Origin of the sequence: Blautia segnis, assembly GCF_014287535.1 — a bacterium.
GTDB classification, from domain to species: domain Bacteria; phylum Bacillota; class Clostridia; order Lachnospirales; family Lachnospiraceae; genus Blautia_A; species Blautia_A acetigignens.
On sequence record NZ_JACOOT010000022.1, the window covers coordinates 1 to 18,629 of the forward strand.

Here is an 18,629-nt window from a genome sequence, read left to right on the forward strand (position 1 = left end):
ATATATTTTGTGTATAAAGCAGCAATAGCTAATGCTGCCAAAAAAGTAATAGCCCCCAACATAGGTAAAATTCTTTTTAATGATTCCAGTCCAATATTTACTTTCTCCTTGTTTCCAAACACTTGAATCCAATATGTTTTTCCATTCGTTAACTTACAGGAATAAGATTCCGTTATCCCACTGCCTAACAGAATATCTTCTACATCTGTTCCAGGAGCCAGTGAATATTCCATATCTCCATATATACCAAGTACCTTTTCGTCACTATCTTTTAAGACAATAGAAATCCCATGCTCCAATGCAAACATTTTTAATATTCCATCTATTTCCTGCACTGAAGTATTCGATAATTGAAGTACCATTTTTTCCGTCTGATTACTCAAACTTCTATCCAACTCTAAAAAATAGCTCCGTGACATCCCCAATGCAACCATTCCATAAATCGCACTACCAACAGTAATCAATAAGCATACTGTAATTATAAATATTTTTGTAGACAAATGTTCTCTAATTAGCTTTATCAATTCGATCCCCCACCCCTCTTACCGTTTTTATATAATCCCCTGCTTTTCCCAATTTTCTCCGCAAATTTTTGATATGATTGTCAACTGCACGTTCTTCACCTTCAAATTCATATTTCCATAGACGATTTAAAAAGCTCTCTCTTGTTATCACGCATCCCTGATTTTCAATCAATTCTTTCAAAATTTCATATTCTTTCTGTGTCAAATCAATTAACTTTTTCCCTATTTTCACTTGATAATTTCCTACAATCAATATTATCTCTCTGTATTTTAACTCGTGATCTTTTGTTATATCTACTCCTTCATATCTACGCAGAACAGCTTCTATTTTTTTTATCATAATTGGAAGAGAAATCGGCTTGGGGATATAGTCATCTATTTGCATTTCAAATCCCTTTATCTGGTCTTCTTCTCTTCCCAATGCACTTATCATAATGATTGGTACTTCCGATTCTTTTCGTATTAGTTCACAAACTGCATACCCATCCATTTTAGGAAGTAAAATATCGAGCAGTATCAAGTCAATTTGTTCTTTCAGAAAAACCGCAATACCATCTATTCCATCAGATGCCGTAATCACTTCATACCCTTGATCCTCTAAAAAAAACTGTATCAGCTCTTGAATATCCAAATCATCTTCTATAATTAAAATTTTTTTCATTCTTAGCTACCTCTTATTTTCCGTTTTTTTTATTTTATCAGTTTTTCTTGTAGTTTTTGTGTATTTCGTTTTTTTAGTATCAACTTTTTTCAAATTACTATCTTAAACAAACACTTACTTTTACATTATCATTTTAAATGTTGAAAGAGGTAGCAGAAAATGCTTTTCGCACCTTCTGTCGCTTTTCACTTATGCTTCATTTATTGCCTTTTTTCTTTGCTAATCCATATCTATTTCTGGCTTCCTTGCTTCCTGTCTGTTCCAACATTTCCTTTTTCTTTGTTTTTTAGCGTATTTCTGTATGGAATTAAAATTGCTTCCATATGCCTATAATACTTGAGCGAACTCGATTGCGGTTACTGTCTCCCCGAACGTTGCCGCCCAGGAATCAAAGTGTCCCATACCCATACGCATGAGTGTGTCATACTGGAGATAACGCATGATAGTGTAAAGCTCCGTCATACTGTTCGATACGGGAGTACCTGTAGCAAAGGTGATCCCTCTGCCGCCGGTCAGTTCATCCATGTACCGGCATTTCATAAACATATCCGAACTTTTCTGTGCATCCGTCTGTGAGATTCCCGCCACGTTCCGCATTTTTGTGTATAAAAAAAGGTTCTTAAAGCTATGGCTCTCATCCACAAACAGCCTGTCCACACCCAGCTGCTCAAAAGTTACTACATCATCCTTTCTGGTCTGGTCATTAAGTTTCTTCATCCTCGTCTGCAGACTCTTTTTTGTTTTTTCCAACTGTTTGATGGTATAATTCTGCCCTGCCTGATGTGCTGCTTCTTCAATAGAAAACGTAATATCTGCGATCTGATCTTCCAGCATGGCAATCTGCCGTTCCCTTGAAAGGGGGATTTTCTCAAACTGTGTATGTCCAATGATCACGGCATCATAATCTCCTGTCGCAATACGGGAACAGAAACGTTTTCGGTTTACCGGCTCAAAGTCCTTCTTTGTTGCCACCAGGATATTTGCTCCCGGATAGAGACGTAGGAAATCACTGCCCCACTGCTCGGTCAGATGGTTTGGCACAACATAAAGATTCTTCTGTGAGAGTCCCAGCCGTTTTGATTCCATACCGGCTGCGATCATCTGGAACGTCTTCCCTGCTCCTACGCAATGAGCCAGAAGGGTGTTATTTCCATACAGCACATGAGCCACTGCGTTTTTCTGGTGCGGCATCAGGGTGATCTCCGGATTCATGCCGACAAACTGAATATGGCTTCCATCATATTCCCGTGGACGGATGCTGTTAAATCGTTCATTATAAATCTTACAGAGATCTTCCCGTCGGTGCAGGTCTTTAAATATCCACTCTTTAAATTCCTCTTTGATCAGCTCCTGCTTCTGCTGTGCCAGCATTGTTTCCTTCCGGTTTAATTCCCGGTGTTCCCCCTCGGCATCCTGTACCGTGTCATAAATCCTGGTATCTCTAAGGTTTAAGGCATCTTCCAAAAGACGGTAGGCATTGGCTCTCTGTGTTCCATAAGTGGAAGTGACAAGGGCATTTCCGTAGCTGTCCACATTCTTTCCCATAACATTCCATTGTCCGGTCACTTCGGCATACTGGACTTTGACCTTGCTCCCTACATAATATCTTGGTGTATGAAATGTCTCTGCCATGAACCTTGTAATGTAATCCTCGGAGATCCAGGTTGCCCCAAGTCTTGCCTCAATCTCTGACGCATCCAGATCTTTTGGCTGCACCTGCTCCAAATACTGCACGTTCACCTGATATTCCGGATGATCTTCTGCAAACTGTTTTGCGATCTGCAGTTTCTCCCTCACATTTCCAGAAAGATATTCGTCCGACGGCTCCCATTTTTCACTGATCGGATTCTTAAAGATCACCCCTGCCAGTTCTTCGGTAAGTTCTGCTTCTGTTTTCCCGGAAAGCTGTGCCATATAGGAAAGGTCAACGCCTGCCCTCTCACCAATGGAAACCGCAAGTGCTTCACTGGCAGTATCCACGGAAGTTACCGTTTCTGCCCTGCGGATTGTCCTTTTGGTAAAAATATCCGCTTTCCGTTTCAGTTCTCCCTTATCATCCAGAAATTCCAGAGAAGTCAAAAGACAATAGCTGCTGTCCTGGCTAAATGCCCGCTTATTGGCATTACTGCTAAGCAGACCATACTTTGCTGTAAAAGTATCATATTCTTCATTAAGTTTTTCCTGCAGCTTTGTGATCTGTTCATCGCTTCCCTCTTCCATCTGGCACTGGATCAGTTCATTCGTAATATCACGAATCTTCACCATCCCTTTGACACGTTCCGCTGTCATTGCCGGAAGCTCCATGCGGTTCATCACAGAGTTTTCCCGGTAATAAACTTCATCATCTACCACAGTAAAACTAAAATTCTTTACCTCCGGGTCTGCCGGGATAGAGACAACATCCTCCTCCAGCTCTGTATCCGAAAGTTCCAGTTCCGTGATCGTACCATGGATATTCTGGACAGCTTCTTTTAATTGTTCTTCTAAGGTAATTCCTTCTTTTGGTTTTACGGTCACTTCCTGCTTTCCATACTGGGTACTTTCTGTAATAAACTCACCAAGCACCATTTCCGGATGCTCTGCAAAATAAGCATTGACTGAATAGCCTTCCGGTGTTTCCTTTAAATTTAACCATTCCGGTTCCTCAATGGATGCCCTGTCCCTTTTCTGGAAAAACAGAATATCAGAAACAACACTGGTATTGGCATTTCTCTGGAACGCATTATTCGGTAATCGGATGGCTCCAAGCAGTTCTGCCCGGTTTGCGATATACTGTCTCACTGCCGGATTCTGCTTATCCATCGTTCCACTGGAAGTTACCACTGCAACTACGCCGCCCGGACGCACCAGATCAAGGGATTTTGCAATAAAATAATCATGGATCATAAAATGATGCCGGTCATACCTACGGTCACTGACCTGATACGCTCCAAACGGAACATTGCCTATCACACAGTCGAAAAAGCTATCCGGATAACTGGTTTCCTCAAATCCCTGCACGGCAATCTTATTTTTCTGGTAAAGCTGTTTTGCAATCCTGCCTGAAACCGGGTCAAGTTCCACACCGTACATATTGGTTTTGCCCATACTCTCCGGGATCAGTCCCATAAAGTTACCGACACCACAGGACGGTTCCAGAATATTTCCCTGTTTCAGTCCCATATTTTCCAGTGCTTCATACATACTTCGGATTACTATCGGGGACGTATAAAAAGCATTTAAGGTCGATGCCCTTGCTGCATTGTATTCTTCCGGTGATAAGGTATTCTTTAACTCCAGATACTCATCTGCCCAGCTGCTGTTATTTTCCTCAAATGCCTGTGGGATGCCACCCCATCCAACATATCGGGATAAGATTTCCTGTTCTTCGGGTGTTGCCAGACGTTCTTCTTTCTCCAAAGTCTGTAACAAATGGATGGCTTCCATATTTGCCTTATACTTTGCCTTCGGACCGCCTGCTCCAAGGTCATTATCCTGAATCCGAAAGTTATGCGGTTCTGTTACAATCTTTTCTGCTTCCGGTTTCAAATATGGCTGGAATTCTCCTTCATATCCAAACAGTTCATTTTCTCCGGGAATATAATTGCGTCCGGTTTCCAGGCACCGGAACACATCGGCAGTTGGTGCATTGCTGACTGCATAAAACTCATCATACGAATATTTAGGGAAATCTTCTGTATGATAGGTCGACAGATGAAGTTCTGTATTGGAACGGGTCTGTGCAACCAGATCTTTTCCCTCTAGTCCTTCCGGCAATACCCCTACTGCTTCAAAGTGATACCCCTGATACTCAAAAACACCCTCATCCCAGGACTCTGCCAGTTCTTCTGCTGTTTTAGCTGTTGTCTCTTCTTCTGGTTCAGTTGGTTCCTGTCCCTCAGAATCTTTCGTTGTTTCCTGTTCCTGACTTTCCAGAATAGATTCTTCGGCAGTAACCTCTTCCTCTTCTATTTCCTCCACATCTGACATATCGACTACGGTCGGTTCTGCCACTGCCTTCGTATCCAAGAAATCAAACATGGTCATCTGGTGCCCTGACGGTTCTGTAAAGAATGGTTCTGCTTCCGGTGTCGGAAATATCGTATAGGTTCCTTCTGCATACTGGTGGAGTTCTGAAAGAAGTTCTGTTTTTTGCTGATAGTTTGTCCCATACGCTTCAAAATCCAATGGAAGAGCTGCCAATGCTGCATCCATCTTCTGTAACAGTTCTTCTGTCTGCTCTGGATTCTCTAAAACTGCCATCATTTCTTTTCCTGGTTTTTCCCAGAAGAAATCATCCGTAAATGGCCTGTCTATCTCTTCCGGAAGACGGTCATAAAAGCGGAGTACCTTATTTGCCATCTGTTCCCGTTCATATTCCGGCATACGAGCATAATCTTCTTCCCGCAGGAACTGGTCATTCTTTATCAGATAAGCTACTCTATTTGCAACTTTATTCCAGGATAATAAAATTGACGTATATGGATTCCCATAAGTACCTCTTGCAAGAAACAATCCTTTTCCATCATAGTTTGCGTGTGAATCATCGGCACCGGAAAGTGCATGACTGCTTCCACCAATCCCATACTGTTCCTTGATAAAACCTGTCCTCGATCTTTCATCTTCATGCAGCAGATAAAAGGAATACGTCCTAAGCCTGCCCTGCGAATACGCTCCACCTCCTGCAAGATAGGCATCAATCTCATCCTGCGTAATGAACATCGGATGTTCTTTCCATGCAAACCCGTCTCTTGCCTGATAAGGGATGACATCATCCGCAAACTTCTGAAACTGCTTTGAGATATTTATAGGATTATAATGATGGAAACGCATAATGGAATGATTTTCTTCATAGGCTTCTGCCAGTGCATCCAGTCTTTCATTCAGTTCCGAAAGCCACTTGGAATCTTCCAGTTTTTCTTCCAGATAATCCGTGATCTCCGGATAGATACTGCGAAGATGTGGTAAGTCCTCTTCGTCAAAAACAATCTCCGCTACTCCTTCTGCCATATCCCCTTTCATATAGGCAAGAGCCTGGGCGTGTTCTTTTACTGCATTACTTCTTGCCGCATCCAATACAGACTGCGGTGCATATTCACCCTGGTCTAAAAGCTGATGGATACGTCCGCTGACATCTTCCCATGATAAAAATGCCTTATCTAAGATATGGTCTGTAACCGTATGCCCCACTGCGATCTGCATCCCGGTTTCATCAAACCAGACTGAATATTCATTTCCATCAATCTGAAAACCTTTTCCCCCTTTGCGGTATTCACGCTTCACAAACTCCGTATATTCCTCCGGTGTCTGTTCACTCATGAAATTATAGATGATCCGGAGCTGGCTTGCTTTCCGGTTTCCTCCTGTCCGTAAGATCTCATCGACAACTTCCTCTGGAATCGGGATTTCTCCGGCATAAAGGGCAGCTGCTCTTTCCTCGATCTGCCGCCTTTGTTCATCTGCGGTGGGATATTCGGGCAAAGATAAAGCAGAGGCGATCTCTTCCTCTGCTTTACTCAATCCATCTTCTCTTGTATCTTCGACTAACTGTATACCAATTCCGTCAAGATGCTCTCTTCCGCTGTTGCCATCAGTACGTTCATGTGTGCTGTCCATGCCATCGGATCTGCTTCCTTGTCCAGTGCCGGATTCTTCTCCAGCAGTTTCTCCATCTGGCTGTCCATTCTCTCCTGTGCTGCTTTCTCGATCTGTTCCAGATGGCTGTTCAGCTTCCCGGTCAGGAACAGGCTCTGATAAAGGCTGTTCTTGTGTTCTTTCAGAAATGTCCTCCGCAGCATCCCGTATTTCCCGATCGTTACTTCTTCCTCTTCGACGGTCAGATTCGGAAACAGGTAATCTCCCTTGCGATGATATGTCAGTTCCATAATCGGTTCCTCCTTCATTTTCAATATTTTCTTCTTTTTTCGTTTCTGCATCCTGGTTTTTAGTTTCACGCATTAACGTGGTAAAGTTATTATAATTCCTTTCATTGGAATTTTCAACCTCTTTTCTCGCTTCTTCCAGAGAAATTTTATGTACGGTCTTTCCAATATCAATCAGAATACTCTCACTGAGCTGGCTTGCCGCATTTCCAAGGAAGGTGAGAACTGACAGATGGTTATAATCTGTAATATGCATGAAGTCCTCTTCTTCCAGAAGTTCCATCGGGTCAAGCCCGCATCGCCTGGAAAGCAGATAGTAAACACTGTCTGTTGCCAGCTGACGGAAATCACTGCGAATCGTCACCTCATCCAGATCTTCCAGATAAGTACCTTCTACAGCATATTCCAATCCGTCCAGGTATTCCTCCAGATTATCACTGACCATTTCCCTTGCGACTGCCATCAATGCATCCTGCAAAGTTGCTGTATCCTTTTCTTCCAGAGCATAGACCTCTGCCAGATGGGTGAGGATCTCTTCTCTCTGGTGTTCCTGCATCTGCCACAGATACGGGCTTCTGCCCCCGGCTACCATATGGGTATCCGAAATATCAAACACATAACGAAGTTTGGTATTCTGCCAGGTTTCATCAAACAGGGCAATTCCTCTTGCACCACGATTTACCCAGCGTAACATCTTTTCATTCCATAGTTCCAGTGATGCTCAGGCTGTTGCGTCTGGACGCTGTGCATGGATCAGAAGCTGGTCTGAAAAAGAATAACGATATAACCTTGATGCTGTGTCCATATAATCCATCCAATCCCCTGGCGAACTGCTCACTGATACGGCATGTTCCTGCACCAAGTTTCGGATGTCCTGTAGTTTAGACATTAAACTTCCCTCCTATCAATAAAAAAACAGCCCACTCTTTTTTAGAATTGGCTGCATAAAATGTACTTTACTTTTCGGAGAGAAAATGCTATATTCTAATTGAAAAGAGTAACCGCCCACAAGGTGGATGCTCCTGGATTAGGTTTTAATTTATTTTGCTCTCAAAGAGAGCTGCCTATCCTGTTGGCAGACAGGGTAGGCTATTTTTTTCGCTTGTTGTCCCTATTATCCAAATAGGCAAGCAAAGCAATCAGAAACGTACCGCCTAAGAACAATAAGCTCAAGACTTCGTATGTATCCATTCGCTCCACCTCCCTTCTTCTATATCCCTTAACGGAATCTGAAAATCCAGGAGGTTTTTACCAACCCTGTACACGGTTGCTCCAGTAATATTCTAACAGGTAACTCTCCGCAAAGCAATTCCTTTTTACTTCATACGGTTTTATATTCTGTTTTTCTCTTATCCTCTGGCCAATGCAGTTTCCATTCCAGATATTCCTCTTCTGTAATTCTTCCATCGCCCAGTTTCTGCTTTTTCCCCATCCATTCCTGCAGATAAGACATTGTTTTTTTATCCCTCATTGTGATTCCAACTGTTTCACTTTCTGAATCATTTAGCAGGAACAGATGAAAAAGCCCTCTATTTTCTTCATCCATCCAGAATAAAGTTTCCATTAATTCGTCCATTGTCGCAATTCCAGGACTTAAAAAATTCCGGACATCAACTTCCAATATTTCTGCTATCCGGATAAGCGTTTCCTGCTTCGGTGTACGCTGTCCACTTTCATATTGGGCAATTCTCACATCTGCACTATTTTCTCCATACCCTAACCTGCACCCCAGTTCTTTTTGAGTTATGTTGCGAAACATACGGATTTTTCTTATTCTTACTCCTAATTTCAATTTCTTCTCCTTTTCAAAATGGGGCTGTGCAGTAACCACAGCCCCAGAACACTATTTATATTATCATTTGCGTTTTCTCTTAACTGTCACTACAGTTCCCAGGCATCCTGCTGATACCGCAAGAGCCAGCACAAAAATAGCAATATTTGTGTTATCTCCTGTTTTTGGTGAACTGGATACGGAAGTCGCATCAGAACTATGGGAAACAGGAGTGCTGCCTCCCTGGTTTTCTGATGTTTCCGGAGTATCTTTTTCCGGAGCTTTCTCATTTGTCAGATCCAGAGTATATTCAATCACAGGAGTACGGTCATTGACATACTCAAACTGAATCTTATGCTCTGTTTCATCAAGCTGATATCCATCCAGTGTTTTTGTTTCTTTCAGGATATATGTGATTGCTTTTTTATACTGCCCATTCTTAAAAGTCGCAATCGGATAATTCTTTGATTCTGCATGGCCGGCACTGTCTGTTACCAGAGTTTCCAGAACTTTACCTTTACTGTCACAAAGGGCAAATTCTACACCTTTCATTGGCTTCTTGGTATCTTTATCCGTTTTATTTAAGATTACCTTGCCCATTGCCTGTTCATCTTCCATTTTGGCTCCCTGAACATCTCCGGTGTCCTTAACCTCAAATGTCACTTTATTTGCCACAATATAGCCTTTCGGTGCTGTTTCCTCCAACAACGTATAAGTGCCGACTGAAAGTTTCTCTACATAATGGGGCTGATCACCAGATGTCCAGCTTTCCATAACTTCCTGGTTTTCATTAAGAATATACAGTTTAGCACCTTTGACCTCGCTGCTTCCATCTGTCATATCAACTTTACTGATCAGAATTTTTGTTGTATCATCCTGCATTTCTACTTTCTGTATATCTGCAGTATTTTCTACTACAAACGTAATGGATTCTGCAGTTGCATAACCATCAGCAGGAATTGTCTCTGTTAATGTATATTTCTTTCCAACTTCCAGTTCCTTAATGATGTGTGGTGTGCTTCCGGAAGTCCACTCATCCACAACGTTTCCCTCTGAATCGGATACTTTCAGTTTTGCACCTGGTAATTCTTCCCCGGTTGTAATATCTGATTTTGTGATTTCAAAAGTAGTTGGCTCATCTTCATAAGTGAACTCGAAGGATACTTCTGCAACCTCTTCTCCCGCATAAGCAAAATCAAATTCCTTGATTTCTTCTGTTGTCACAAATCCAGCAGGAGCCTGCACTTCTTTTACATAGTAGTTGCCATTGATTGGAAGATCTGCCGTAAATACAATCCTTCCATCCTGATCCGTAGCTTTCTGCTCGATCATGGTATCTGCTTTCAGGATTACTTCGCCTTCTGCATTTAAAATATCATTCTTTGTATAAAGTGCAAATACTCCGCCTTCCAGAACACGGTCTGTATTTTTTTCTTTCTTAACTACAGTTACTTTTGCTTTCTGGCGGTTATTCTGCCAGTCCTCATCATAAGTCACAACCGGAGTATTCTGATCACGATAAGTCAGATCAACCTCTCTAATTTCTCCATCCAGAACATATCCATCCGCCGTCTCTTTTTCCTTTACATAATATTTGCCTAAAGGAAGATCTTCTGATCTTGCATATCCAAGAGCATCTGTCGTAATTGTTGCTACCAATTCGTCCTTTTTATAATAATCACTGCTTTCCCCATCTGCAGCCTTGATATCCTCCGCTGCATAAATTTCAAAAGTAACATCTTTCAAAGAACCTGTAACATAGCCAAATGCTGCGTCCATGCCGCCTGCCAGCATATCTTTCCAGGTAACTTCCTTGACAAATTCACCTTTTTTATTGATGATGATTCGTCCAACCGGAACAGCATCCTTCATTTCTACTTTTTGAACATCTGCAGTATCAGAAACTGTAAATTTCACTTCCTCCGCCTGCAGATAACCATATGGTGCAAACTCTTCCCGAAGTGTGTAGGTTTTTCCCACATGGAGTCTTTTTATTACATGAGCTTTTCCTTTTACAGAAGTCCATTTTTCTACTTCTTTTCCGTCTGAATCCAAAACCGTCAGTGTTGCTCCGTCAAGTTCCACACCTGTTGTAATATCTGATTTCGTAAATTCAGTTGTTGTCGGCTCATTCTTAAAAACGGTTTCCAGTTTTACTGTTTTTACTTCCTGTCCCTGATATTTCACAGTCACCTCAATCTGCTCATCTGAAGATACAAAACCATCTGGTGCTGCCAGTTCTTTTATATAATAAGTTCCAAATGGCAGATCCTGCTCAAAAACAGTTTTTCCATCTTCACCTGTTACCGCTTTTGTAAGCAGTTCGTCTGCTTTTACCAGTACCTTATCCCCTGCTTTTATATCCTCTTTTGCGTAAAGACCAAACTCTGCTCCAGAAAGCCCTTTCTCATTTTCAGCATCTTTTTTCACAACTGACACTTCTACTTTCTGGCGGTCATTTATAAACTCTGCACTCTGTGAGATCACTGGTGTATTCTGGTCTGCATAGACGAAAGAAATCTTCTGTTCTTCTTCATTTAATACAAATCCCTCCGGTGCAGTCTTTTCTACAACTTTGTATTCTCCTAGAGGCAGATTATCAAGCTCTGCTTTTCCGGATTCATCCGTTGTCAGTTCTGCAACTTTTTCACCCTTTGCATATTTCAGGATTCTTTTTCCTGTATCATCTTTCTGGAAATCTGCTGTATAGATATCCTCTGCAGCATATACTTCATATACTGCACCGGAAAGGTTTTGAACTTCATACCTAAAATCATTCTTATAGGTCGAAAGAACCTCTCCTTTTTTCTGTACAGTGAGTTTTCCTTTCACCGAATGGTCCTCATATACCACTTCAATGACCGCATCACCTGAAACCGGATCCGTCTGATACAGGGTATTGGTATCCACCTGTATTTCGACATAATTTTTGTTAATGGTATAACCGTCCGGTGCTGTTACCTCTTCGATTCTATAATGACCAATTTTTAAATTCTGAGGCAGTACCAGATATCCATCTATATCTGTGAAATATGAGGTATGTGTAACAGTTGTCGGGTATGTAGTTACCTGCTCTACATATTTTTCATGATCCATATCATAAATTTTAAACTCTGTTCCCGGAATTAGAACAGATTTTTTAGTCTCATCATCCTGTTTGATAATTTTCAGTTTTGCAGAAAATTCTTTATCCAAAAGAACTCTCCATGTCTGCGGCTCTGTTGGTTTATTCTCTGTAATCCGGACAATAAAATCATCTACAGGTTTGTAATTATGGGGTGTTGTAGTTTCTCTCACCAGATATGTTCCATATGGAATTGCAATGGATTTTACATAGCCTTTCTCATTTGTAAAAATTTCCGTTGCTCCATTTTCACCGATCACAACTGGCTCTGCAGAGGAAAAATCATAATTTCCATCCTCTTTTACCACCAAAGAAGATACCAGATATGCACTAAATCCAGCTCCGGATAGTAATGCAGCATCTGTGTCTCCATTATTGGCAACTTTAATAAGTTCAAACGGCTGTTTCTTCACCGTTTCCAGTGAGGTACACTCTTTTTCTACAACCGCTGTCAGATCACCTTCATCACTGCATACAAGATCATATTCATGCTCGTCTGCCAGATATCCTACGGATGGGGTAATTTCCTTGATGTAATACTCTCCAAGATAAAGATTCTCTATCCTTGCTTTTCCTTCTTTATCGGTAGTTAGCGTACAAATCTGACTTCCGGCTTTATAAATAACGCCTGTCTTTCCATCTGGATGGGTAATGTCGTTTCTTGCATAAAGTCCATACACCGCATTTTCCAGGGAAGCATCTCCCTGTGCCTTATTTTCTTTTGTCTCGGCATCTTTTTTATTCAAAGAGATTGCAGCACTGACCCTGTCATTCACAAAAGTATGACTGAAAGAAATTTTTGCCTGTTCATCATTGGTATAACTGAACTGGAAAGAATAAGTATCTTTCTCATTTCTGACATAACCAGCCGGAGCCTGGACTTCTTTTACATAATAAGAAAATCCCACTGGAAGATCTGCTTTAAATGCTGCTTTTCCATCAGTACCAGTAATTGCAGTCTCAATCAGAGCATCTTTTTTTACTGCTACTTTTCCATCCACAGTTTTCATATCCTGCGCTGCAAACAGAGCAAAATGCCCTCCGGATAGTGTATTTTCAGTATCTTTGTCTTTCTTTATCACCTGCACCACTGCTTTCTGACGGTCATTTGTAAAGATAGTCTCTGAGAAAGCCGCTTCTGCAGTCTGCCCTGCATAAGAAATGGTTACTTTTTTTGTTTCTTTTGCATTATAAAAATTTTCCGGGGCCTGTGCTTCTGTTACATTATAGCTTCCAAGCGGAAGATTCTTTACCGTTACAGAACCGTTCTCACCTGTGATCAGATTTTTCGCTACTTCTGCGCCTTTTTTGTAAACTGTTTTTCCACCTGCTGTTACAATATCCTCGGCAGCATATACGTTATAAACGGCTCCTTTCTGACGGCGTTTCTCATACTGGAATAAAGTTCCATTTTCATCAGATACAGCTCCTACGAAAACCTCACCCTCTTTATAAACAGTCAGATTTCCTTTCTGCTCTTTGTCCGTTACAGTCTGTTTGGTCGTACTGCCAACTACTAATTTCACTCCATAAGAGGAAGCCTGGACAACATAACCTTCTGGTGCTGTAATTTCCTTTAAGTAAACTGTATCCTGTGTCTTAGTAAGAGTTACACGTGAAGAACCATTGCTGTCTGTTGGCGGCATTTTAGCAATCAGCTTTGTGCAGGCGTTATCACTATATACCCCATACACGGCTCCAGCTAGATTTTTTCCAGTATCTCCATCTTTCTTTGTAATTTCAATAACTGCTTCTTCCGGCCAGTCAACTGTAATCTGCAGGTCAGAGGAATCTGTATAGTAGCCAAAACCAATGTCCTGTGAACTCTCCAATTTTAAGAGCATTGCATGGAAATCCAAAGGGAAATTAGATGTAATCGCATACTTTCCTTTCAGGCTACCCATATTGGCTGTTGTAGCTACAAGATGGAATTTCTCTCCACCCTTTACAGTGACATTTCCAGATGCCGTTTTTCCTGTGGTTTCATTAACAAGGCTTACTCCGTTCTCCAGATGAATGGTAATGGTAAATGCTTCATTTGCCTTCCAGGTAAAACTTTCTGTTTCCTTTCCCGTTGCATTAACGGAAAGTCCTGGAAGAAGTTTCATTGCTGTCGGATCAGGCATTTTAGCAAGAGCTGCTTTAATCTCTTTCAGCATATTTTTAGCGGTTGTAGAAAGCGCACCTCCAAATCCGGATTCGCCATCATATAAATAGTCAACCAGGTAATGCTGCATGGCTCTTGTCTCAGAACTGCATCCATATTTTTCCATAATGGATTTTACATTATATCCATTGAATGTATGTCCCCATCCTGGACCGCCATATCCATAGAATAAGGCTTTTCTCAAATATTTATCATCTCCGCCTTCATCCAGTTCAACCATATTTTTATATGTTGTCCCACTTGGAGGTGACTGCATGGAGTGCTGCATACAATACGCATTTACTGTATAAGTCTTTCCGCCTGCTTTGTAACGAACATATTTGTAGCTGTCATTTCCACCCTGTCCCATAACTGTATCAAACGGATGAAGCTGGCCATCTGAATAATAGTAATATTTATTTGCTTCAATATTTGTTGCATCATCCCATGGAGTATCGGTTGCAAGTAACATGATACCATTTTCTGCCTGATCCATGGAAACACTTAGGTCAATGTCATCTGCTGGCATTTCAAAACTGAATTTATCCGATTCTTCGTGATAAGTCACCTCTGAATACAATAAATCTTCTGTATTCTCTGTCTGGTTTGCCTGTACTTTTGTTGTTCCTACTGCAATTAAGCTGCCTTGCGGCATATCTCCGGAAAATACAACGGTTTCTCCTGGCTGATACTGTCCATCTTCATGGTTCAGCTCAATATGAAATTCCTCTCCACGAACAATATTTACCTGATAATTTCCATCTGCATCTTCTGTTTTCTCTGTTCCATCTGTAAAAGAGTCGTCTGTCGCCTCTGGCGTTTCTTCCGGATCTGTATCTGTAATTTCTTCAAATGTGCTGTCTGTATCCGGATTATCATCTATGGCAGGTTCTTCTGTTGAAACTTCCTCAGACGGGTTTTCCGGGATTGGTGTATCTATTGGCTCTTCCTCAACCGGAATTTCTGTCGGAGTTACTTCTTCATAGATTTCATCCTCTGACGGAATTTCTACATTTACCTCATCCTGCACAGGTCCTTCACTCTCTGCAGTGCCTATGGCTGGTTCCTCGCCTTCTGCTTCATTCTCATCTTCCTGATTGCTTACAGATTCCTGATTCTCAGATTCAGCAACCTGCACCACCGCTTCCTTTACAATCAGCTTACGATTGATCTGATAAATTGGGTGGCCACTTACTGGCTCTACATAATAAACAGCTTTGTATGTATCTTCGTAATCTGTTGTAAAGTCCTGCTTTTCCTCATTTTTTGCCTCATGGAAAGTGATCTTCACCTTTTTTTCATCTGGTATTTCCAGTCCGGTAAAATCTTTCTCCACTTCAAAAATACTGCCTGTTTCCAGTTCCAGATCTTTTGCTTTTACCACCTCATCTGCATCAAGTTCATTTTTTACCTCTTCGTATAACGGTGGCTCTTCTGGCACTACATCTGCCGCATAGGACAGTATTGGAGATAGAATTGTAGATAACACTGTAAGCATTGCCAAGAATCCCGACAAAAATCTTCTCATATTTTTTTTATTCTTCATTCTTTTTTCCTTTCTTCCGTTCCGGGAAAATCAACTGAAACTTTGGATTTCCGGTTTCTGAAACCTCCATCTTTATAGTTGCTTCATACTTCCTTTTTGTTTTCTCTGATACCAGATCTTTGAAATGCACCTGCTTCTCACTCAGCAGCTTCCTGACAGTTGCTTCATCAAGTGTTTTTCCCTGACTCTCAAAAAATCGGTTATTTTTCCATAAAGTAAAACTGCAATCACTTCCTGAACAATAATAATTTCTCTTTCCCACATAAACCTTATTGCCGCATCTTGGGCATTTTCCAATTTCTTTCCGACCATCTGAAAATAGTTTCTGGTATTCTTCCACTGGCTGTCCATTATCACTTACCAATTTGGTAACCATTTTTTCAATTTCGAAGAGAAATTCTTCTACATTTTTCTGGCCTCTGGAAATCAGTGTCAGATCATTTTCCCATTCTGCTGTAAGTTTTGGTGATTTGATCATTTCCGGAAGAATCCTGATCAGATTTCTTCCATCTGCTGTAGGTAATATCTGCTTCTTTTTACGCTCAATAAAGCCTTTCTCAATCAGTTTTTCAATAATCGCTGCCCTGGTAGCCGGAGTTCCAAGCCCTTTTCTCTCTGCGTCTTCTATCGTATCCGAGCTTCCAGCGTGTTCCATGGCACTAAGGAGCGTATCCTCTGATACGCTTTGTCAAGGGTGTTTAAGAAATTTTTTCGCTTTGTTCAAACTCTTTTGCACAATCATTCAAAATAAGCCGCTTAATCTTATCGGTCATCGTTTCCTTGCTCGTTTCGCTGAAATGCAGCTTGACACGATAGGTTGTCTTTCCAATCCTCTTTACCATAACGGGCTGCTGTGTACCTTGTGCGGTCAGAGGGGAAGCGGTAGGGGTGGCGGTGCGGGTGTTGGTTTCGTTGCTCATAGGCTCTCCTTTCAAAGATAAAGCCCCATGCGGTCAGCACATGGGGCGGTGGTCGGTATAGTGAAAGTGCGAAAGTGCAAAGTGCAAAGGGTCTGCGTTTTGCACTTTCAGCTTGCGGGTTCGGGTGGCTGCTTCTTCTTGATGAAGTTGTACCATTGACCGCCGACACGCCTTGCGCCTAAAATGCCGCCCATGTTGCGCTTGGCGTTCTGTACCGTCCTCTCGGATATTCCAGCTTCGGCTGCGGCTTTTACAATGTCCTCGCTGGCAAGCTCTTTCCCGTCTGCAAGCAGGTCAAGTATCAGCCGTTCAGCCTGTTCAGTTTTGGTGGCGTTGTTGCCGCCCGCGCCGGACAGCAGCTCGTCGGCGGTGATGTCGTATTCGCCTATCCATGAAAAGCCCGTTTCCGGGTCAAGGCAAAAGGCAACGGGCTTTCCCTCCGGCGCAAGGGAAGATTTGTCATGGACGATAACGCGCACATTCGGTTCTCGCTTCACGCGCCCGATCAGCAGGACACTCCGGGCGGCTGCGCGGAAGTCGATAGAACCTAATCCCCGGTACGCGCTCTGTCCTCCGGCTGCTTTGTTCAAATGCCCGATAAGGATAACGGCACACCCGGTACGCTCCGCAACTTCGGCAAGGCGGCGGAACATGGGGCGCACTTCGTTTGCCCGGTTCATGTCGGTTTTTTCACCCATGTACGCCTGTATGGGGTCAAGGATAATCAGCCGCGCCCCGTTCTGCGTGATTGCCTTTTCTATGCGCTCATCGGACAGGGTAAGCTCCCGTTTGGCTTCATCAATCACAAGCACCCGGTCAAGGTCTGCGGCGGCTTCTATCAAGCGTGGCTTGACGGTATCGCCCAGCCCGTCCTCGGCGGTCTGGTAAATTACTTGGAATGGCGGCAAGGGCTTCATTCCCGGCAGCGTTCCCCCGGTGGTGCAGGCGGCGGCAAGGCGTAGGGCAAAAGTGGTCTTGCCCTCGCCGGGATTGCCTTGCACAATGGTTACTTTCCCAAAGGGAATATACGGCTCCCATAGCCATTCAACGGTCTGCGTGTCAACCTCGCTCATGCGGATAATCTCAACGGTTTCTTCCTGTGGCGGCTCTTTCAAGCCGTAAATCGCTTCCCGGATATACTTCCCGTCTGTGATTTCTGCCCGGTGCTGCAATACCTCGTTCCAGTCCTTGAAAAGAGGGATAAGCCGATGGACGGTCAAGCCCTCCGGCACAAGCTCTGCAAGGCGGCTGCAAGCGTCGCTTCCGGCTTGGTCGCTGTCAAGGCAGAGGTACACGGTCTTGATGTTCGGACGGTCAGAAAGGAAACGCAAAAGGGCTTTTTCGCCCACGCCGCCCAACGCCAGATAGCTTTGCTTTTGCCAATCCTTTTTGAACAGGCAGAGGAAAGATAACAGGTCAATGGGGGCTTCAAAAACAAACAATCTTTCGCCCTCGCCCCGGTAGCAGAAGTTAAAGGCTTTGTCGCTGCCTTTCACATCAAGCCGGAAGCTCCCGGCTGTGCCGCGCTGGTGGGCGTAGCGTGGTACTCCGTCCTCGTCCCGCCCTACGAATACGGCGTTGTGGTGGGCGGCTTCCTCGTAAATATCCCCGGTGGCAAAGAAAAAGCCCGTCACATCTTCATCAATGCGGCGGGCTGCTGTGAGGTAGTTCCTCGCTATGCGGTTGTCGGTGCTGCGGGGTGGCAGTCGGAAGTCGGATAGGGGCGCGGGGCTTGGTCTGTCCGGCGGCGGGGCGGCTCCTTTTTCGCCTGTCAGCAGTTCAACGGCTTCGGTGAAGCTCTTGCCGAAAAACTCCATGACAAAATCAATGGGTGCGCCGCCCTTGCTCTGGCTGTGGCGATACCATTTGTTTCCCCGGACGGTCAGGCTGTCGTGCCGTTTCCATCGGTATTCCTGTCCGGCGCGGGTAAGCTGCTCTCCCTGTGATTGCAGGAAAGAAACAAGGTCGGCTTGGTTGGCGCGGTCTATTTGTTCTTGGGTGTAATACATGGCTGATACCTCTCTTTCTGTGGTTGAATTGTTCATAGTTTTGAAGTAAAATAAAGTCAACAAACAT

The 18,629-nt window shown here is 43.1% G+C and carries 8 protein-coding genes and 2 pseudogenes; all 10 read right to left on the reverse strand.

Going from position 1 to position 18,629, the window contains the following annotated elements:
* Positions 1 to 524 (reverse strand): annotated as a pseudogene (locus H8S54_RS09580) (sensor histidine kinase); the annotation flags it as partial.
* On the reverse strand, positions 508 to 1,185 hold the full coding sequence (locus H8S54_RS09585) for a response regulator transcription factor (RefSeq protein ID WP_186901389.1): 678 nt from the start codon (positions 1,183 to 1,185) through the stop codon (positions 508 to 510). The gene H8S54_RS09585 and the pseudogene H8S54_RS09580, both read right to left, overlap by 17 nt.
* A gap of 327 nt (positions 1,186 to 1,512) precedes the next feature.
* Complete coding sequence (locus H8S54_RS18585) at positions 1,513 to 7,740, reverse strand: SNF2-related protein (protein WP_330600153.1); 6,228 nt, start codon at positions 7,738 to 7,740, stop codon at positions 1,513 to 1,515.
* A 27-nt stretch (positions 7,741 to 7,767) separates the two neighbouring features.
* Positions 7,768 to 7,935, reverse strand: a complete 168-nt coding sequence (locus H8S54_RS18235; RefSeq protein WP_243176769.1) for a hypothetical protein — start codon at positions 7,933 to 7,935, stop codon at positions 7,768 to 7,770.
* Between the two features lie 200 nt (positions 7,936 to 8,135).
* Positions 8,136 to 8,237 carry a putative holin-like toxin gene (locus H8S54_RS18240; protein WP_015524590.1) on the reverse strand — a complete coding sequence of 34 codons (102 nt, stop codon included), beginning with the start codon at positions 8,235 to 8,237 and terminating at the stop codon, positions 8,136 to 8,138.
* Positions 8,238 to 8,367: 130 nt separating this feature from the next.
* A complete protein-coding gene (locus tag H8S54_RS09595) occupies positions 8,368 to 8,838 on the reverse strand; it encodes a helix-turn-helix domain-containing protein (protein WP_118071412.1) in 471 nt (156 codons plus the stop codon).
* Between the two features lie 63 nt (positions 8,839 to 8,901).
* Entirely contained in the window at positions 8,902 to 15,633 is a 6,732-nt protein-coding gene (locus tag H8S54_RS09600) for a SpaA isopeptide-forming pilin-related protein (RefSeq protein WP_186901390.1), read from the reverse strand.
* Positions 15,623 to 16,303: pseudogene (locus tag H8S54_RS09605) on the reverse strand (DNA topoisomerase); the annotation flags it as partial. The pseudogene H8S54_RS09605 and the gene H8S54_RS09600, both read right to left, overlap by 11 nt.
* Before the next feature lie 28 nt (positions 16,304 to 16,331).
* The gene (locus H8S54_RS09610) at positions 16,332 to 16,553 is read right to left on the reverse strand and encodes a transposon-encoded TnpW family protein (protein WP_097777333.1); all 222 of its coding nucleotides are present in this window, start codon (positions 16,551 to 16,553) and stop codon (positions 16,332 to 16,334) included.
* A gap of 107 nt (positions 16,554 to 16,660) precedes the next feature.
* On the reverse strand, positions 16,661 to 18,562 hold the full coding sequence (locus H8S54_RS09615) for an AAA family ATPase (RefSeq protein WP_186901391.1): 1,902 nt from the start codon (positions 18,560 to 18,562) through the stop codon (positions 16,661 to 16,663).
* Positions 18,563 to 18,629 lie beyond the last annotated feature (67 nt).

Excerpts from the sequence above, each read along its gene's own strand:
- H8S54_RS18585 (WP_330600153.1), bottom strand. The coding sequence starts at position 7,740 with ATGTTACGCTGGGTAAATCGTGGTGCAAGAGGAATTGCCCTGTTTGAT.
- H8S54_RS09585 (WP_186901389.1), bottom strand. The coding sequence starts at position 1,185 with ATGAAAAAAATTTTAATTATAGAAGATGATTTGGATATTCAAGAGCTG.
- H8S54_RS18240 (WP_015524590.1), bottom strand. The coding sequence starts at position 8,237 with ATGGATACATACGAAGTCTTGAGCTTATTGTTCTTAGGCGGTACGTTT.
- H8S54_RS09600 (WP_186901390.1), bottom strand. The coding sequence starts at position 15,633 with ATGAAGAATAAAAAAAATATGAGAAGATTTTTGTCGGGATTCTTGGCA.
- H8S54_RS18235 (WP_243176769.1), bottom strand. The coding sequence starts at position 7,935 with ATGTCTAAACTACAGGACATCCGAAACTTGGTGCAGGAACATGCCGTA.
- H8S54_RS09610 (WP_097777333.1), bottom strand. The coding sequence starts at position 16,553 with ATGAGCAACGAAACCAACACCCGCACCGCCACCCCTACCGCTTCCCCT.
- H8S54_RS09615 (WP_186901391.1), bottom strand. The coding sequence starts at position 18,562 with ATGTATTACACCCAAGAACAAATAGACCGCGCCAACCAAGCCGACCTT.